Source organism: Caulobacter sp. ALps2 (assembly GCF_058681635.1).
In genome coordinates, this window is the sequence record NZ_CM178743.1 from 153,864 (window position 1) to 171,675 (window position 17,812).

Here is a 17,812-nt window from a genome sequence, read left to right on the forward strand (position 1 = left end):
GAGTTTGGCGCAGTTGGGGGAGTTACCGCGTGTTGAAGTCCATCCTGGCCGCCGGCGCGGCCTGTTTCGTCTTGCTTTCGGCCCAGGCGCGGGCCGCCGAAAAGCCCAGCCTGGCCGTCTACGGCCAGTTGCCGCAGTTCGAAGAGATCCAGCTTTCGCCTGACGGATCGAAGATCGCCCTGGTCATGACCGACGGCGAGCAGCGCTTCATGGCGGTGCGCACCCTGGATGGCAGACTGGTCGGTGGGATCAAGGCGGGCTCGGCCAAACTGCGCGGGATCACCTGGGCCGGCGAGGACCACATCATCATGGTCATGTCACAGACCACGGAGGTGTTCGACATCGCCGGCCCGGCCCGTGAATACTACATGGCCATCGACTACAACCTGGTCACTCGCAAGCAGAACTTCCTGCTGCGCGCTCAGCCCAGTTCGATGAACGTGATCCTGGACGCCCCGATGGTGCGGACGGTGAATGGCCAGCCGATGGTCTTTCTTGAAGGCGTGCACTTCCTGAACGACACTGGCGAGAACACGCTCTTCCGGGTCAATCTGAAGGACGGCTACACGCGCATGCTGGACGGCGCGCGCGAGGACACCGACGACTGGCTGGTCGACGCCGTCGGCGAACCGGTGGCCCAGTCGCTGTACGATGGCAAGAAGGGCCGCTGGAGCCTCAGGATGAAGGTCGGCTCCAGCTGGAAGCTGGTCGACGAAGCCGACAGCCTGATGGGCTCCTATGGGCTGTCTGGCTTTGGCCGCGACGGCAAGTCGGTGCTGGTCTGGCGGGTCGATGACAAGCACGCCGATGTGCTGCGCGAGTATCGCGCCAACGGCCAGCACGAGGATCTGCCCGGCGACCTCGACCTGTCTGGCCTGCTGCACGATCCCGACAACCTGGCGCTGCTGGGCGGCTACGGATTGAAAGGCGACGACCTCGTCTACACCTTTTTCGACCCCGCCGCCCAGAAGAGCTGGGATGCGGTGACCAAGGCCTTCCCCGGCGATCGGGTGAGCCTGGCGTCGTGGTCACGCGACCGCAAGCAGGTCGTCGTCCATGTCGATTCCGCCACCGATGGCCCGGCCTATTCGCTGGTCGACCTCAACACCAAGAAGGCCGAATGGCTGGGCGAGACCTATCGGGGCCTTCCCCCGGCCGCGATCTCGCCGGTGCGTCCCATCAAGTACAAGGCCGCCGACGGCCTGGAGATCACCGGCTACCTGACCCTGCCCAGGGGGCGCGATCCCAAGAACCTGCCGCTGATCGTGCTGCCGCACGGTGGGCCCGAGGGCCGCGACTCGCCCGGATTCGACTGGTGGAGCCAGGCCCTGGCCTCGCGCGGCTACGCCGTGCTGCAGCCCAATTTCCGGGGCTCCGAAGGTTTCGGCTGGGACTTCGTCAAGGCGGGCTTCGGCGAATGGGGCAAGAAGATGCAGACCGACCTGTCGGACGGCGTCCGCGAGCTGACCAGGCAGGGCGTCGTCGACCCCAAGCGGGTCTGCGTCGTCGGCGCATCCTACGGCGGCTACGCGGCCCTGGCCGGCGCGACGCTGGACCGCGGCGTCTATCGCTGCGCCGTCTCCGTCGCCGGCCCATCCGACCTGCGCAAGTTCCTGCTGACCAACATCCGCAACAACAACGGCGTGGCCGGCGCCTCCCAGCGCTACTGGCTGCGGTTCATGGGCGCGGACGGGGCCAAGGATCCCGACCTGGCCGCCATATCGCCCGCCCAGCAGGCCGCCAAGGTCGACGTTCCCGTCCTGCTGATCCACGGCAAGGACGACACCGTCGTGCGCTACGATCAGAGTCAGGCCATGGCCGACGCCCTGAAAAAGGCCGGCAAACCCGTAAGCTTCGTCACCCTGGACGGCGAGGACCACTGGCTGTCGCGCGGCGCCACGCGCCTGAAGATGCTGACCGAGACCGTCGCCTTCGTCGAAAAGCACAACCCGCCCGACTGACAAGGCCGAGGTTCAGGCGTACACCGCGCCTCCTGATGTCCAAGCAGCCTCACAGCACCCGCGCCCTGGCCGTCCTGCTCCTGGTGGTCTTCATCAACCTGGTGGGCTTTGGCGTGGTGATTCCGCTGCTGCCCTTCTACGCCAAGTCGATGAACGCGGCGCCGTGGCAGGTGACGACCATGTTCGCCGCCTACAGCCTGGGCCAGTTCTTCGGCGAACCCTTCTGGGGCCGGCTGTCCGACCGTATCGGCCGGCGGCCGGTGCTGATCGTCACCATCATCGCCAACACCCTGGCCTATATCGCCCTGGCCTTCGCGCCGAACATCTGGATCGCCATGGCCGTGCGCCTGGTCGGGGGCTTCGGCAGCGGCAACATCTCGACCATCCAGGGCTACATGGCCGACGTCACCCCGCCCGAGAAGCGCGCCGGCCGCATGGGCCTGCTGGGCGCGGCTTTCGGAGCGGGCTTCGTGATCGGCCCCGCCCTGGTCATGGTCATCCATCCGGGCGCGGGACATCTGGGCTTTCAGCTGCCGCTGTTCCTGGCCGCCGCCATGGCGGGGACCGCCGCCCTGGGTGTCGTGCTGTTCGTCGCGGAAAGCCGCGCGCCCTCCGCGCCGGGAACGCCCCAGCCGAACCGCCGCGAGGCGCTGGTCGCCGCGGCCGCCCACCCGATCCTGTCGCGCGTGCTGCTGGTCACTCTGATCTCGACCGGCGCGTTCGCCGGCATGGAGGCGGTGTTCGGCCTCTATGCCGACGCGCGGTTCGGCTGGGGACCGGCCCAGGTCGCCGCCTGCTTCGCGATCATCGGCGTCATCGCCTCGTTGGGCCAGGGCCTGTTGACCGGACGGCTGGCGCGCCGGTTCGGCGAGGGGCGCGTGCTGACCGCCGGCCTGTCGATCATCGCGCTGACGCTGCTGATCACCCCGTTCATCACCGTCCCGGCCCTGGCCACCGCCGCGGTCGGCTGCACGGCCTTTGGCCAGTCGCTGGTCTTCCCGTGCGTCGCCGCCCTGATCTCGCGCGCTAGCCCGCCAGATCGCCAGGGCCAGATGCTGGGCCTGAACATGGCCGCTGGCTCGCTGGCCCGCATCGGCGGCCCCCTGCTGGCCGGCCCGCTGTTCGGCCTGGCCATGGGCGGACCCTACTGGTTCGGCGCGGCCCTAATGATCCCGGCCATCGGCTTCGCCCTGGTGATCGTGCATCGGACGAAAGCGGCGGCGTGAGGCTTCGCCGTTGTGCTGGACAACCTCTGACCGCACTCATAACCATCCGATCATACCAAGGTTGTGGGGATTCAATGCTCAAGTTTCTAGTCGGCGCAGCCGTGACGCTGGCGCTCGCCGGTTCGGCCCAGGCCGCGCCCGTCGCCGCCTATGGCCGTCTGCCGGCCATGAGTTCGGTCAAGATTTCCGCCGACGGTCAGAAGCTGGCCTACATCCGCAACGAAGGGCTCCGCTCCACAATCGTGGTCCAGGGCGTGGACGGTGCGATTTTGCGCACTCTGGAGATGGGCGATCGCAAGGTCCGGGCCGTGCAGTGGACCGACCCGAACCACGTCCTGATTCAGATCACGGAGACCACGACCGTCTCCGACGTCTTCTACGCCGGCGAGTTCGCTCTGGGAGCCAGCCTGAACGTAGACACAGGCGACGCCGTCGCCGTACCCAAACGCACCGCGACGCCCGTGCTCAACGTGCTGTTCGGCGCCAGCGGCGGCGCTTACGACGGCAAGCCGGTGATCTATGCGGGCCTTCTCGCCCGCGGCGGGCCCAGCATGCAGAACAAGGACGGTAGCCTGGATCTCTATCGGATCGACCCCGAGAGCGGTATCGGCCAGTTGCATCAGCGCGGCGATTTCACGACCGGGGAATATCTTCATAAGGCTGACGGCGAGGTGATCGCCCGCAGCAAGTACAGTCGCCAGGACGGCCGCTGGTCCCTGGAGCTGCGCCAGGGCGGCGGCTGGCGCGAAGCCCTGGCCGTCAACGCCATGATCGACACGCCCGACATCGTCGGCCGATCCCTCGACGGACAGTCGGTCATCATCAACATCAAAGACGAAAAGGGCGAAGGCTGGACGCTGCGACCGTTGGGAGTCGCCGACGGGAAACTTGGCGAACCGATCGGCGACGGCGAGGTCGGTTATGTGCGGGACGACGACCAGCGTCTCGTCGCCTATACTCGTCACGAGGTCCTGCGGGTCTACGACATGAAGGAGCCGCGCCTCGCCGCTGGCTGGGCCCTGGTCGCCCAGGCCTTCGCCGGGCGTCAATTGCTGCTCGCCTCGTTCACGCCCGACTATGGCAAGCTGGTCGTCTTCGTCGAAGGCGGCGGAGAGCCCGGCGGCTACTACTTGGTCGATCTGGCCGCCAAGAAGGTGAAGCGGATCGGCGGCGCCTATCCCGACCTGACGGGCGCTGATCTCGGTCCGGTCAGCGGCGTCAAATACAAGGCCGCCGACGGACTCGAGGTCAACGGTTACCTGACCCTTCCCCCCGGCCGGGCGGCCAAGAACCTGCCGCTGATCGTGCTTCCGCACGGTGGTCCCCAAGCGCGCGACATCGCCGGCTTCGACTGGCTGGCCCAGGGCCTAGCCTCACGCGGCTACGCGGTGCTGCAGCCGAACTTCCGCGGCTCCAGCGGCTATGGCCAGGACTTCATCGAGGCGGCGTATGGCGAGTGGGGCGGCAAGATGCAGACCGACCTCTCGGATGGCGTCCGCGCCCTGGCCAAGACGGGCACGATCGATCCCAAGCGCGTTTGCATCGCCGGCGCCAGCTATGGCGGCTACGCGGCGCTCGCGGGCATCACCCTGGACAAGGGCGTCTATCGATGCGCCGTCGCCATCGCCGGCGTGTCCGACCTCGCGAAGATGCTGGACAAAGAACAGCTCCAAGGCGGGGTCAACAGCCTGAGCGTCCGCTACTGGAAGCGCTACATGGGGGTCAGCGGCCCTTCGGATCCGAAACTGGCCCAGCGTTCGCCGGCCAACTTCGCCGCTCAGGCGGACGGGCCGGTGCTGCTCATTCATGGCAAGGACGACACCGTGGTCTACTATGACCAGAGCACCACGATGCGTGACGCGCTCGAGCGCGCTAAGAAGCCGGTCGAATTCATCAGCCTCGCGGCCGAAGACCACTACCTTTCGCGAGAGGCCACCCGCCAACAGACTCTCGCGGCGATGGTCACCTTCCTGGAGCGCAACAACCCGCCCAACTGACGCGGGACGGCCAGGCCCTTGCTTTCGCCGGGTCTCTCCTGTAGTAACCCCGCCTTTCCGGAACCGCCTGGCCAATTGGCATGCCATGGCGGTTCGTCTTGCTATCCCAGAGGACGGGGCGAAAGCTCCGACGCGAAATGCCTAAGTTGAAGACCAAGTCGGGCGCTAAGAAGCGCTTCAAGATCACGGCCACGGGCAAGCTGAAAGCCGGCGTCGCCGGCAAGCGCCACCGTCTTATCGGCCACAACGGTAAGTACATCCGCCAAAACCGCGGAACCAAGGTGATGAGCGAGGCTGACGCCAAGATCATCCGTACGTACCTGCCCTACGGCCTGTAAGAGGAGCGCTGACACATGGCTCGCGTCAAACGGGGCGTTACCGCCCACGCCAAGCACAAGAAGGTTCTCGAACAAGCCAAGGGCTTCTACGGGCGCCGCAAGAACACCATCCGCACGGCGAAGGCCGCGGTCGACAAGGCCGGCCAGTACGCCTACCGCGACCGCAAGGTGCGCAAGCGCGCCTTCCGTTCGCTGTGGATCCAACGCATCAACGCCGGTGCTCGCCTGGAAGGCTTCACCTACTCGCAGTTTATCCACGGCCTGGACGTGGCGAACATCGAGATGGACCGTAAGGTCCTGGCCGATATCGCGGGCAACGACCCGGCTGCGTTCAAGGCTATCGCTGACAAGGTCCGCGCCGCCCTGGCCTAAGGATATCTGGACTTCCTGAAGTCCAACCGATCCTGAAAAGCCCTCCGGTGCGAACCGGAGGGCTTTTTGCTGCGCGAAAGGTTCTCGTCCCTGCCTTCGCAGGGTTTCGAAACGTCCTGAAACCGCCTAGACGGATGCCCGTCATGACCGATCTCAACACCCTCGAATCCGACGTCCTGGCCCAGGTGGCCGGAGCCGCGGACCTCCAAGCGCTCGACGCCGTCCGCGTGGCCGCCGTCGGCAAGACCGGCTCCATCTCGGGCCTGCTCAAAACCCTGGGCGCGATGAGCCCCGAGGAGCGCAAGACCCAAGGCGCGGCGATCAACGCCTTGCGCGACAAGGTCGCCGACGCGATCGCGGCCAAGAAGGCCGAGCTGGAGGCCGCCGAGCTGGACGCTCGCCTGGCCAGCGAGACGCTGGACCTGTCCCTGCCCGCCCCGCACCGCCGCAAGGGCAGCGTCCACCCGACCATGCAGACCATGGACGAGATGATCGCCATCTTCGCCGAGATGGGCTTCGCCGTGGCCGAGGGCCCGGACATCGAGGACGACTTCCACAACTTCACGGCCCTGAACTTCCCGCCCAAGCACCCGGCGCGGGAGATGCACGACACCTTCTTCTTCAATGCCAAAGAAGGCGGCGAGAAGATGCTGCTGCGCACCCACACCAGCCCCGTGCAGGTGCGGACCATGGTGTCGCAACAGCCGCCAATCCGCATCATCGCGCCGGGCCGCACCTATCGCGTGGACAACGACGCCACCCACACCCCGGTGTTCCACCAGGTCGAGGGCCTGGTGATCGACAAGGGCATCCACATGGGTCACCTGAAGTGGACCCTGGAGACCTTCCTGGCCCGGTTCTTCGAGACCGACGCGGTGACGACCCAGTTCCGCCCGCACCACTTCCCGTTCACCGAGCCGTCGGCCGAGATGGACGTTCAGTGCGACCGCACCGGCGGCGAGATCAAGATCGGCCAGGGCAAGTCGTGGCTCGAGATCCTGGGCTGCGGCATGGTCCATCCGAACGTGCTGCGCGCCTGCGGCATCGATCCGGACGAGTACCAGGGCTTCGCCTTCGGCATGGGCGTCGATCGCCTGGGCATGCTGAAGTACGGCATGCCGGACCTGCGCGACATGTGGTCGTCGGATGTCCGCTGGCTGTCGCACTACGGCTTCAGCGCGTTCGCCGCGCCGAACCCGGCCAGCGGCCTGAGCTGAACCCGAGCTGAGACAAGACACATGAAATTCACCCTGTCCTGGCTCAAGGATCACCTTGAGACCACCGCCACCGTTCCCGAGATCGTCGCGGCCATGACCATGGCCGGGCTCGAGGTCGAGCACGTCACCGATCCGGCGACCAAGCTGGCCCCGTTCACGGTCTGCAAGATCGTCGAGGCCGCGCGTCACCCCAATGCCGACCGTCTCCAGGTCTGCCAGGTCGACACCGTCGACGGCCGCAAGGAGATCGTCTGCGGCGCGCCGAACGCGCGTCCCGGCCTGACCACCATCTACGCCCCGATCGGCGCCTATGTGCCCGGCCTGGACGTGACCCTGGTCGAGAAGCCCGTGCGCGGCGTCGTCTCGAACGGCATGCTCTGCTCGGCCGCCGAGCTGGAATACGCCACCGAGAGCGACGGCATCATGGAGCTGCCCGACGCCCTGCCGGTCGGGACCTCGGCCGTCGACGCCCTGGGCCTGGAAGCCGTCATCGACTTCGAAGTGACCCCCAACCGTCCCGACTGGCTGGGCGTCGTGGGCATCGCCCGCGACCTGGCCGCCGCCGGCGTGGGCAAGCTGAAGGACGTGTCGATCGCGTCGATCCCGGGGACCTATCCGTCGCCGATCACCGTCACGGTCGACGGCGAGGCCTGCCCGGCCTTCGCCGGTCGCTACATCCGCGGCGTCAAGAACGGCCCCTCGCCCAAGTGGCTGGCCGACCGCCTGACCGCCATCGGCCTGCGCCCCATCAACGCTCTGGTCGACGTCACCAACCTGATCTCATACGACCGCGCCCGCCCGCTGCACGTCTATGACGCGCACAAGCTGTCGGGGACGGCGATCTCGACGCGCCTGGGCCGCCACGGCCTGAACGGCGACGAGCACCTGATCGCCCTGGACGGCAAGACCTACGAACTGACCCCGGAGATGTCGGTGATCGCCGACGCGTCGGGCGAGCGTCCGATCGGCCTGGGCGGCGTGATGGGCGGCGAGAGCACCGGCTGCTCGGAAGAGACGGTCGACGTCTTCGTCGAGAGCGCCTGGTTCGACCCGATCCGCACGGCCCAGACCGGCCGCGCCACCGGCATCGCCAGCGACGCCCAGTATCGCTTCGCCCGCACGGTCGACACCGGATCGCTGGTTCCCGGCCTTGAGCTGGCCACCAAGCTGATCCTGGAGCTGTGCGGCGGCGAGCCGTCGGAAGTTGTCTTCGTCGGCGACCTGCCGGCCGCCCCGGGTCCGATCCTGTTCGACCCGGCCTATGTCGGTCAGCTGTCGGGCCTGGAGATCGCGCCCGAAAAGTCGCTGAAGATCCTGACGGACCTGGGCTTCAAGCTGGACGCCCCCAAGGATGTCTCGCCGACCCAGTTCGCGACCCATGCCGAGGCCGCCGTCTGCGTGACCCCGCCGACCTTCCGCCGCGACGTGGAAGGCAAGGCCGACCTGGTTGAAGAAGTCGCCCGCATCGCCGGTTACGGCGCCCTGCCCTCGACGCCGCTGCCGGAAGTTCCGCGCGCGGTGGGCGGCATCCTGACCGCCAAGCAGGCCCGTGGCCGCACGGCCCGGCGCGCCCTGGCCGCCGCCGGCTATGCGGAAGCGGTGACTTTCAGCTTCACTCACCACAAGACCGCGGAGCTGTTCGGCGGCGGCCAGTCGGAACTGCTGCTGGCCAATCCGATCGCCTCGGAACTGGACTGCATGCGCCCGTCGCTGTTGCCCAACCTGATCGAGGCGGCCGGCCGCAACGCCCGCCAGGGCTTCCCCGACGCGGCCCTGTTCGAGATCGGCCCGACCTTCCACGGCGAGCGTCCGAACGACCAGCGCACCGTCGTGGCGGCCATCCTCGTTCCCAAGGCCCCGCGCGGCTGGGACAAGGCGGCGCAAAGCGACGTCTTCACGGTCAAGGCCGACCTGCTGGCCCTGCTGGAAGAGCTGGGCGCGCCGGTCGCCTCGCTGCAGACGGCGCAAGGCTCGGCCTCGTCCTGGTGGCACCCTGGCCGCTCGGCGCGTCTGCAGTTGGGTCCCAAGGCGGTGATGGCCGAGTTCGGCGAGATCCACCCGGCGGTCCTGAAGGCTCTGGACGTGGCCGGCCCGGTCTACGGCTTCGAGATCACCCTGGAGGCGATCCCCGAGCCAAAGAAAAAGTCGATCAAGACGCGTCCCGCCTTCTCGCCCTCGACCCTGATGCCGCTGACCCGCGACTTCGCCTTCCTGGTCGAGAAGACCAAGGCGGCGGGCGACCTGGTCAAGGCCGCCGCCGGCGCCGACAAGGCGCTGATCACCGCCGCGCGCGTGTTCGACGTCTATGAGGGCCCCGGCGTGCCGGAGGGCTTCAAGTCGGTGGCGATCGAGGTGGTGGTGCAGCCGCGCGAGGCCACCCTCACCGACGCCGACATCGAGGCCCTGTCGGCCAAGGTCGTCGCGGCCGCCGAGAAGGCCGGCGGGAAGCTGCGGTCTTAAGATAGCGAGGGGGGCAGGTCTTACTTGCCCCCTCCGCGCTTCGCGCTCCTCCCCCAGAGGGGAAGAAAGATCGCTCGAACCTTCCGCCCCCTCCGGGGGCGGACGACCTCGCGAAGCGAGGCTAGGTGGGGCGAGTGCTGAGTTTCAAGGCGCCCCGCCCTAGGTGAGGCAAAACCACCCTCCCCCGCGACCGATCGCCCTTCGCACAGGCAAGACCTTGCGCAATCCCAAACGTCACGCTACCTGTAAGTGGCGCTAACTGGATTCATCGCTTCCACATGCAATCGACCTTCGCCTTCGCCGCCTTTGCAACCACCGGCCTCGCCGCCGTGGCCGCGATGTCGTGCGCCGTGGCGATGTGGAATATGATTAACACCCAGATTAAAACCGTTCCCATTCGGACGGGGCAAAATCGGCGCAAGCAGCGGTAGGAAACCTACCAAAACCAAAGCCGAAGGATCGCAAGATCTCCAAAAAGCCCCGCTCCCACGAGCGGGGCTTTTTTGTTGCGCGGTTCCTCGGTCCTTCAAGTCTCTCATGCACAGGACCAACCCCGATGAGCTACCTGCCCTCTCCACCATCCTTCCATAGCGACCAGGAAGGCGTCACCGTCCACCAGCTGCTGCTGGCCGCCCAGGACGCCCCCAGCGCGCTGGAAGCCGTGCGCCAAGGCCTCGCCGACAGCGGCGCCGAACTGTGCGGCCTGACGATGAAGCCGGTCGGCCAGATCGTCGAAGCCTCGCTGAAGGTGCGCCATCTGGGCGACCAGGCCGCCCGCCTGCTGGCCCGGGACCTGGCCGCCTGGCCCGGCGTCAATTCGGCCTCGGTCGAGCATCAGTGGTTCCGTCCGTGAGCCTCGTGGATCCGCTCAAACCGGAAGACGGCGCCTTTGCTTCCTTCCGGCGCCGACTGTTTCTCGTCACCACCGACGACACGCCCGACGCCCTGATGCGGGTGCTGGGCGTGGCCTCGGTCCAGCAGACTCGTCTGCGCGCCCTGTCCGCCGCTCCCGAGGGTCAGCACATGACCATTAGGCTCGAGATCGACGACCAGGGCGATGACCGGGCGCAGATCCTGGCCTCGCGCCTGTCGGCCTGTCCCAGCGTGCGCGGCGTCGGTTTCGGCTGGCGGCTGTAACCTTTCGCCCGTTTGCTGCGTATCTGAGTCCGAGTCCGCTTTCTGGAGAGACCTCGATGCGCCGACTGCTCGCCCTACTCGCCACCCTGTTCGCCCTCACCGGCGTCAGCGCCTCGGCCGCCGCCACGCTCAAGACCGAGAGCGCCGTGTTCGCCGGCGGCTGCTTCTGGTGCATGGAGCACGACATGCAGGGCGTGCCGGGCGTCATCAAGGTCGAGAGCGGCTACACCGGCGGCCACCTGAAGAACCCGACCTATCGCGACGTCACCAGCGAGACCAGCGGCCACTACGAATCGGTGCGCGTCACCTATGACCCAGCCAAGCTGGATTACGGCTTCCTGCTGTACCGCTACTGGAAACTGGTTGACCCGACCGACGACGGCGGCCAGTTCTGCGATCGCGGCCCGTCCTACCGCCCGGCCGTCTTCGTCACCCCGGCCCAGCGCCCGATCGCCGAGAAGTCCCGCGCCGAGGCCGCCAAGCGCCTGAAGACCGGCACGATGAAGACCGAGATCCTGCCGCTGCGGACCTTCTACCCGGCCGAGGCCTACCATCGCGACTACGCCAAGCGGAACAAGCTCAACTACTTCGCCTATCGCGCCGGCTGCGGGCGGGACGCGCGCCTTAAGCAAGTCTGGGGCGGCTAAGCCCGCTCAACCCAGCCTCGACTCCGCCTGAATCCCGTGTAGCTCTACCGAGATAGAATACACGGGAGGACGTCGATGAACCGTCGCGCGCTACTGGCCACGGCCGGCCTGCTCTTGGCTCCGCTCGGCGCGCACGCGCGGCAGCGCGAGGTCTCGGTCACCATCTACAATTCCGACCTGGCGCTGGTCGAAGACACAAGGCCGCTGGACCTGAAGGCCGGCCGCCAGAAGCTGGAATTCAAGGACGTCTCGGCCCAGATCCGCCCCGAGACGGTCAGCCTGTCGGCCCCCGGCGTGACCATCCTGGAGCAGAACTTCGACTACGACCTGCTGACTCCCGACAAGTTGATGGAGAAGGCGGTCGGCCAGCAGGTGAAGATCGTCCGCACCAATCCCGGCGACGGCAAGGAGACCACCGAGGTCGCCACCGTCCTGGCCGCCAACGAGGGCGTGGTCCTCAAGATCGGCGACCGCATCGAAGTGCTGCGCGACGATGGTGTCCCCACGCGGGTGATCTTCGACAAGGTGCCCGAGGCCCTGCGCGCCCGCCCGACCCTGTCGGTCAGCGTCGAAGCCGCCAATGCCGGCGCGCGTCAGGCCAAGCTGAGCTACCTGACCTCGGGCCTGTCGTGGAAGGCCGACTATGTCGCCCTGTTCGACGAGGCCAAGGCCGCCCTCGACCTGCAAGGCTGGATCACCCTGTCCAACACCTCGGGCACGCCGTTCGAGAACGCCAAGACCCAGCTGGTGGCCGGCGACGTCAATCAGCTGAACCAGAACGTCACCTATCGCCCGCAGCGCCGCTCGCCAGGCATGGTCAGCGCCGGGACCGAGAGCGGGACCGGCGAGCGGGTGGCCGACTACTACGTCTACCCCTTGGCCGAGCGGACCACGATCGCGGCCAACCAGAACAAGCAGGTCGGTTTCCTGTCGGCCCAGGGCGTGGCGGCCAAGAAGGTCTACGAAGTCCGCCAGGACTGGTTCCAGAGCCAGGCCGAGCCGGAGAAGGCCGTCGTCGCCATCCAGTTCAGCAACGCCAGACTGGCGGGCCTGGGCAGCCAGCTGCCGGCCGGAACCATGCGGGTCTATATGCGGGACTCGGCGGGCGACCCGAAGTTCGTCGGCGAGAACGCCATCGGCCACACACCGGCCGGCTCGGAGCTGTCGATCAAGACCGGCGAGGCCTTCGACGTCTCCAGCCAGGCGACGCTGGTGGCCGACACCAAGGTCTCTAAAACCCGCTCGCGCTACGAGATGCGCTACGTACTGCGCAACGCCAAGGACCAGCCGGTGACCGTCGAGCTGCGCCAGGGCGGCCTGGGTCGCGATGGCGAGGTCAAGGCCGAGAGCCTCAAAAGCCGCCGCATCGATGCTCGCACGCTAGGCTGGAGCGTGCCGGTGCCGGCCAATGGCGAGACGGCGCTGACCTTCACGGTCGAGACGGGGTGGTGAGGATGCGCGCCTTGATCGGCGCGCTCGCTCTGGCCGCCGCCCCCGCATACGCCGCCACGATCGCCTCGCCCGCGCCCGAGAAGGTCGCTGTCACCCTCTACCGTGACGGCGATGGCCCCTTCCAGGCGCTGGAGCCGTGGCAGCGCGCCCAGGCCCGCGAGAAGGGCCTGATCCTGGTCACCGAGACCCGCACGGTCGACCTGCCCGCCGGCCGCCACGTCGTCCGCTTCGACGGCGTCGCCGAGGGCCTGATCCCCCAGAGCGCGGCGGTCGAGGGCCTGCCCGGCAAGGCGGTCGAACGGAACTACGACTACGCCCTGCTCAGCCCCGGAACCCTGGTCGAGCGGTCGCTGGGCCAGCCGATCAAGGTCGTGCGCACCAATCGCGGGACTGGGCGCCAGCAGACGGTCGACGCCGTCCTGCTGCAAGGCCCCGACGGCCTGATGGTCCGCACCGCCGACGGTGTCGAGGCGCTGGGCTGCTCCGGCGGTCCAGAGCGCCTCGTGCTGGATCGCGCGCCCGACGGCCTGACCGACAAGCCCAGCCTGTCGACGATCGTCGACGTCCCCTCGCCCACGCGGGCCAGGCTGACGGTGTCGTACCTGGCGCTGGGCGTGAACTGGCAGGCCGACTACGTCGCGCGCATCCATCCGGACGGCAAGCGGTTGGACCTGACCGGCTGGCTGACCCTGGTCAACAGCGGCGGCAGCGCCTTCGTGGACGCGCCGACCCAGGCGGTGGCCGGCAAGCTGTCGCGCCAGTACGTCCGCGTCGACAGGGGCCAGGCCAAGTCGATCCAGCGCGCCTGCTGGCCGATGGACACCACCCATGTCGGCAAGCCCGTCATGCCGCCGCCTCCCCCTGCCCCGCCTGTCGCGATGATGGCCGCGCCCATGGCCCGCGGCGGTCTCGAGGAGATCGCCGTCACCGGTTCGCGCGCCAAGCTGGCCGAGCAGTCGAACCTGGGCGACTACAAGCTCTACACGCTGCCCGAGCCCGTAACCCTGGCCGCCCGCCAGACCAAGCAGGTGGCCTTCCTCGACCAGAAGGACGTCGCCTTCCAGCGGCTCTATGTGGTCGAGATCGACCGCCATGACGGCTATGACGACCCGGAAGAGGCCGTGGTCATCCCCAGCGTGGTGCTACGGCTGGAGAACAAGACCGCCAATGGCCTGGGCAAGCCCCTGCCCTCCGGCGCTCTGTCGACGATGGAGACGGCCGAAGGCCGCCCGACCTTCGCCGGCGAGCAGGCCGTGCGCGACGTCGCCGTCGGCGAGCCGCTGGACCTGGTGATCGGCGGAGCCATGGACGTCGGCGCCCGGCCGCGTCTGGTCGAGGAGAAGACGCTCTCGCGCGACCGCCTGCGCCGCGCCTATGCGATCGACCTGACCAACGCCAAGACCGCGCCGGTGACGATCGAGCTGCGCCAGGACCCCGACTTCGAGGGCTTCAAGGTGGTGTCCGAACCCGTCCGCCACGAGCTGCGTGACGGCAAGGTCGCCTGGCGCGTCACCTTGGCGCCCGGCGAATCCCGCGTGTTCCGCTACGCTTACGAGCGCGCCGACTAGAACGGCATCCAGCGGCGTTTGCGGCTGTAGCCCAGGTAGCCGACGTTCGCGCCCAGGCGAAGGCCCACACCCGCGCGGATCGGGGCCAGGGTGATTTCATCGGCCTTCTGATAGTTCACGCCCAGGCCGCCGATCAGGTAGGCGCTGCCCTCAACACCGGGGAAACGGCGGAAGATGGCGTCCGGATACTGCAGGTTATAGCAGAGGGTGAAAACGCGGCTGGCGTTGCCGCCCCAGTCCCAACCGATGGTCGGGCCCTGCCAGAACACCTCCAGAGTGGGACGGCCCTTCATGTAGAGCAGGCCGCGGCCGTAGCGCAGGCCAGCCACGAAGGCGCCGGAGCCCTCTTCGCCGGCGATGTAGGCGGTAGGCTGACCCTTGTCCTTGAACACCTTCTCGATCGCCGCGCCGGCGCTCTCGGCCGTCACGCCCAGGAAGTCGGATGTGGCGCGGATCATCTCGTCGGCGGAATAGGTCTGGGCGCGGCCGGTATCGTAGGTCGGTTGCGAGCCGTTCGAGGCCGGGCTGGGCGATGGCGGCGGCGGGGCGTAGGAGTCTTGCGCGATCGGCTGCGGCGCCGAGGACGCATAGGGATCGGCCGGAGCGGGGCTCGCCGGACCGATCGGCTGAGGCGGCGGCAGCTGTTCGCTATAGCGGCTTTGCCGGGCCAGGGCGTCGGTGGCCACGGCGCTCACGCCGACGGCGGCGCCCGAGAGGATCAGCTTGCGACGGTCCATGGGAGCCCTCCGGATCGAATTGATTGCAACACTGTTGCAAGCCATTGAGACCGGTTTGCGGCTCCAAACTTAACGAGCGGTTAAGCATGCGCGACGCGTCGCCGCATCCCTAGGCCTGAACGTCTCTCGCGAAGCAGGCCAAATGTGCTATGCGCACGCCCATGACTTCGACGCCTCTCGACAAGATCCGCAACTTTTCAATCGTGGCCCACATCGACCACGGCAAGTCCACGCTCTCCGACCGCCTGATCCAGGAGACCGGCGGCCTGACCGCGCGCGAGATGAGCGCCCAGGTCCTCGACAACATGGACATCGAGAAAGAGCGCGGCATCACGATCAAGGCGCAGACCGTGCGCCTGAAGTACAAGGCCGACGACGGTGAGGACTACATCCTCAATCTGATGGACACCCCCGGACACGTCGACTTCGCCTATGAAGTCTCGCGCTCGCTGGCCGCCTGCGAAGGCTCGATCCTGGTCGTCGACGCCAGCCAGGGCGTGGAAGCCCAGACCCTGGCCAATGTCTATTCGGCCATCGACAACAACCACGAGATCGTCCCGGTCCTCAACAAGATCGACCTGCCGGCCGCCGAGCCCGAGCGCGTGCGCGCCCAGATCGAGGACCTGATCGGCCTGGACGCCAGCGACGCCGTGCTGGCCAGCGCCAAGTCGGGCCTGGGCATCCACGACGTGCTGGAAGCCATCGTCACCCGCCTGCCCGCCCCCAAGGGCGACCGCGACGCTCCCCTCAAGGCCTTGCTGGTCGACGCCTGGTACGACGCCTACCTCGGCGTCGTCGTGCTGGTGCGGATCTTCGACGGCACGCTGAAGGCCGGCCAGCAGGTCCGCATGATGCAGACCGGCGCCACCCACCGCATCGACAAGGTCGGCGTCTTCACGCCCAAGGCCACCGACGTGCAGGAACTGGGTCCCGGCGAGGTCGGCTTCTTCACCGCCTCGATCAAGGAAGTGGCCGACGCCGCCGTCGGCGACACCATCACCGACGAGAAGAAGCAGACCGCCCAGGCCCTGCCGGGCTTCAAGGACGTTCAGCCGGTCGTGTTCTGCGGCCTCTTCCCGGTCGACGCCGCCGACTTCGAGGACCTGCGCGCCGCCGTCGGCAAGCTGCGCCTGAACGACGGCAGCTTCACCTACGAGATGGAAAGCAGCGCCGCCCTGGGCTTCGGCTTCCGCTGCGGGTTCCTAGGCCTGCTGCACCTGGAGATCATCCAGGAGCGCCTCTCCCGCGAATTCGACCTCGACCTGATCGCGACCGCGCCCTCGGTCGTCTACAAGATCCACATGCGCGACGGCTCCGAGATGGAGTTGCACAACCCGGCCGACCTGCCGGACGTGATGCAGATCGAGAACATCGCCGAGCCCTGGATCAAGGCCACCATCTTCACGCCGGACGAGTTCCTCGGCGGCGTGATCAAGCTGTGCCAGGACCGTCGCGGCATGCAGCGCGAGCTCAGCTATGTCGGTAACCGCGCCATGGTCATCTACGACCTGCCGCTGAACGAGGTGGTCTTCGACTTCTACGACCGCCTGAAGTCCATCTCGAAGGGCTATGCCAGCTTCGACTACCAGCTCGAGGACTACCGCGTCGGCGACCTGGTCAAGATGTCGATCCTGGTCAACGCCGAGCCGGTCGACGCCCTCTCCATGCTGGTCCACCGCGACCGCGCCGAGAGCCGTGGCCGCGGCATGTGCGAGAAGATGAAGGAACTCATCCCGCAGCACATGTTCGTCATCCCCATCCAGGCGGCCATCGGCGGCCGGATCATCGCCCGCGAAACCGTCCGCGCCCTGCGCAAGGACGTGACCGCCAAGTGCTACGGCGGCGACGCCTCGCGTAAGCGCAAGCTGCTGGACAAGCAAAAGGCCGGCAAGAAGCGCATGCGCCAGTTCGGCAAGGTCGAGATCCCGCAGGAAGCCTTCATCGCCGCGCTGAAGATGGACGAGGATTGACCCTCTACACCAAGGGTTGAGTGACGCGCCACAGGCGTGCTGAATGGCCGGCATGAAAGCGATCCGCTTTACCCGCCATGCCCTCGTTGATCGGATGCCGCTCTACGGGCTGACGCGCGAGATCGTCGAAGCCGTGGTTCGCGATCCCGAGTGGACGGAGCCAGACCCCGACGACGCCGCCGTGGAGCGCCGCTTCGGCCGACCGGCCGAATGGACCCGCCACCTCAGAGTGGCGTGCGTCGAGGAAAAGGACCATATTCGGGTCCTGTCGGTCTTTCCCGACCGGAACGCGAGTCCGCCCGATGCGCCGTGAACCCACCTACGATCCAGAAGCCGACGCGGCCTATATCCCCCTGTCCGACGCCAAGCCGCACGAGGCCGAAGAGGTCGCGCCCGGCGTGATCCTCGACTACACCGAGGACGGTCGCGTGGTTGGCATCGAGATCCTGCACGCCAGCAAGACCTTGGCGGCGGGTTCGTGGGCCAAGTGGCGGCTGCCGGGTGATGGCGACAAGGCTGTCCACGCGGCGGAGTAAGCGAACTGCTCGGCCAAGCGCTACAGCGGCGACGCCCCGCGCAAGCTGCTGGACAAGCAGAAGGCCGGCAAGAAGCGCATGCGCCAGTTCGGCAAGGTCGAGATCCCGCGGGAAGCCTTCATCGCCGCGCTGAAGATGGACGAGGATTGATCGGCTTCTGAACTAGCTGGTCGGAGTTCCGAGCGCCCTCGTCA

17 protein-coding genes and 1 pseudogene are annotated in these 17,812 nt (G+C 67.5%); 17 read left to right on the plus strand and 1 reads right to left on the minus strand.

All coding sequences use genetic code 11. The features are described from left to right. Positions 1–41: 41 nt before the first annotated feature. From ACW173_RS00650 to ACW173_RS00710, 13 genes are all read left to right on the plus strand, one after another. Positions 42–1,961: an alpha/beta hydrolase family protein gene (locus ACW173_RS00650; RefSeq protein ID WP_492085839.1), complete on the plus strand. Its 1,920-nt coding sequence runs from the start codon at positions 42–44 to the stop codon at positions 1,959–1,961. Beyond that, on the plus strand, positions 1,958–3,187 hold the full coding sequence (locus tag ACW173_RS00655; RefSeq protein WP_492085841.1) for an MFS transporter: 1,230 nt from the start codon (positions 1,958–1,960) through the stop codon (positions 3,185–3,187). The genes ACW173_RS00650 and ACW173_RS00655 overlap by 4 nt, the downstream gene beginning before the upstream one ends. Positions 3,188–3,261: 74 nt before the next feature. Next, positions 3,262–5,184, plus strand: a complete 1,923-nt coding sequence (locus ACW173_RS00660; RefSeq protein ID WP_492082976.1) for an alpha/beta hydrolase family protein — start codon at positions 3,262–3,264, stop codon at positions 5,182–5,184. Positions 5,185–5,321: 137 nt separating this feature from the next. Beyond that, entirely contained in the window at positions 5,322–5,522 is a 201-nt protein-coding gene (rpmI, locus tag ACW173_RS00665) for a 50S ribosomal protein L35 (protein ID WP_058347693.1), read from the plus strand. A gap of 15 nt (positions 5,523–5,537) precedes the next feature. Next, on the plus strand, positions 5,538–5,894 hold the full coding sequence (gene rplT, locus ACW173_RS00670; protein WP_492082977.1) for a 50S ribosomal protein L20: 357 nt from the start codon (positions 5,538–5,540) through the stop codon (positions 5,892–5,894). A 143-nt stretch (positions 5,895–6,037) separates the two neighbouring features. Further along, positions 6,038–7,111 carry a phenylalanine--tRNA ligase subunit alpha gene (gene pheS / locus ACW173_RS00675; protein WP_492082978.1) on the plus strand — a complete coding sequence of 358 codons (1,074 nt, stop codon included), beginning with the start codon at positions 6,038–6,040 and terminating at the stop codon, positions 7,109–7,111. A 21-nt stretch (positions 7,112–7,132) separates the two neighbouring features. Next, entirely contained in the window at positions 7,133–9,571 is a 2,439-nt protein-coding gene (gene pheT, locus ACW173_RS00680; protein WP_492082979.1) for a phenylalanine--tRNA ligase subunit beta, read from the plus strand. 278 nt (positions 9,572–9,849) lie between these two features. Further along, positions 9,850–10,002 (plus strand): hypothetical protein, encoded by a 153-nt coding sequence (locus ACW173_RS00685; protein ID WP_492082980.1) that lies wholly within the window; start codon positions 9,850–9,852, stop codon positions 10,000–10,002. 125 nt (positions 10,003–10,127) lie between these two features. Further along, positions 10,128–10,424, plus strand: a complete 297-nt coding sequence (locus ACW173_RS00690; RefSeq protein ID WP_492082981.1) for a hypothetical protein — start codon at positions 10,128–10,130, stop codon at positions 10,422–10,424. Continuing rightward, entirely contained in the window at positions 10,409–10,708 is a 300-nt protein-coding gene (locus ACW173_RS00695) for a hypothetical protein (protein WP_492082982.1), read from the plus strand. The genes ACW173_RS00690 and ACW173_RS00695 overlap by 16 nt, the downstream gene beginning before the upstream one ends. A gap of 56 nt (positions 10,709–10,764) precedes the next feature. After that, on the plus strand, positions 10,765–11,355 hold the full coding sequence (msrA, locus tag ACW173_RS00700; protein ID WP_492082983.1) for a peptide-methionine (S)-S-oxide reductase MsrA: 591 nt from the start codon (positions 10,765–10,767) through the stop codon (positions 11,353–11,355). Positions 11,356–11,430: 75 nt separating this feature from the next. Then, the gene (locus tag ACW173_RS00705; protein ID WP_492082984.1) at positions 11,431–12,807 is read left to right on the plus strand and encodes a DUF4139 domain-containing protein; all 1,377 of its coding nucleotides are present in this window, start codon (positions 11,431–11,433) and stop codon (positions 12,805–12,807) included. Between the two features lie 2 nt (positions 12,808–12,809). After that, positions 12,810–14,375, plus strand: coding sequence for a DUF4139 domain-containing protein (locus tag ACW173_RS00710; RefSeq protein ID WP_492082985.1), 1,566 nt, complete (start codon positions 12,810–12,812; stop codon positions 14,373–14,375). Here the strand turns inward: ACW173_RS00710 and ACW173_RS00715 are convergent. Then, positions 14,372–15,112, minus strand: a complete 741-nt coding sequence (locus ACW173_RS00715; protein WP_492082986.1) for a DUF1134 domain-containing protein — start codon at positions 15,110–15,112, stop codon at positions 14,372–14,374. The genes ACW173_RS00710 and ACW173_RS00715 overlap by 4 nt on opposite strands. 161 nt (positions 15,113–15,273) lie before the next feature. On the opposite strand from ACW173_RS00715, the gene lepA reads away from it, so the two are divergent. From lepA to ACW173_RS00735, 4 genes and pseudogenes are all read left to right on the plus strand, one after another. Continuing rightward, on the plus strand, positions 15,274–17,082 hold the full coding sequence (gene lepA / locus ACW173_RS00720) for a translation elongation factor 4 (RefSeq protein ID WP_492082987.1): 1,809 nt from the start codon (positions 15,274–15,276) through the stop codon (positions 17,080–17,082). A gap of 43 nt (positions 17,083–17,125) precedes the next feature. Then, positions 17,126–17,395 (plus strand): DUF4258 domain-containing protein, encoded by a 270-nt coding sequence (locus ACW173_RS00725; RefSeq protein WP_492082988.1) that lies wholly within the window; start codon positions 17,126–17,128, stop codon positions 17,393–17,395. Continuing rightward, complete coding sequence (locus ACW173_RS00730) at positions 17,385–17,618, plus strand: DUF2283 domain-containing protein (protein ID WP_492082989.1); 234 nt, start codon at positions 17,385–17,387, stop codon at positions 17,616–17,618. Before ACW173_RS00725 ends, ACW173_RS00730 begins: the two co-directional genes overlap by 11 nt. A gap of 9 nt (positions 17,619–17,627) precedes the next feature. After that, positions 17,628–17,768: pseudogene (locus ACW173_RS00735) on the plus strand (hypothetical protein); the annotation flags it as partial. Positions 17,769–17,812 lie beyond the last annotated feature (44 nt).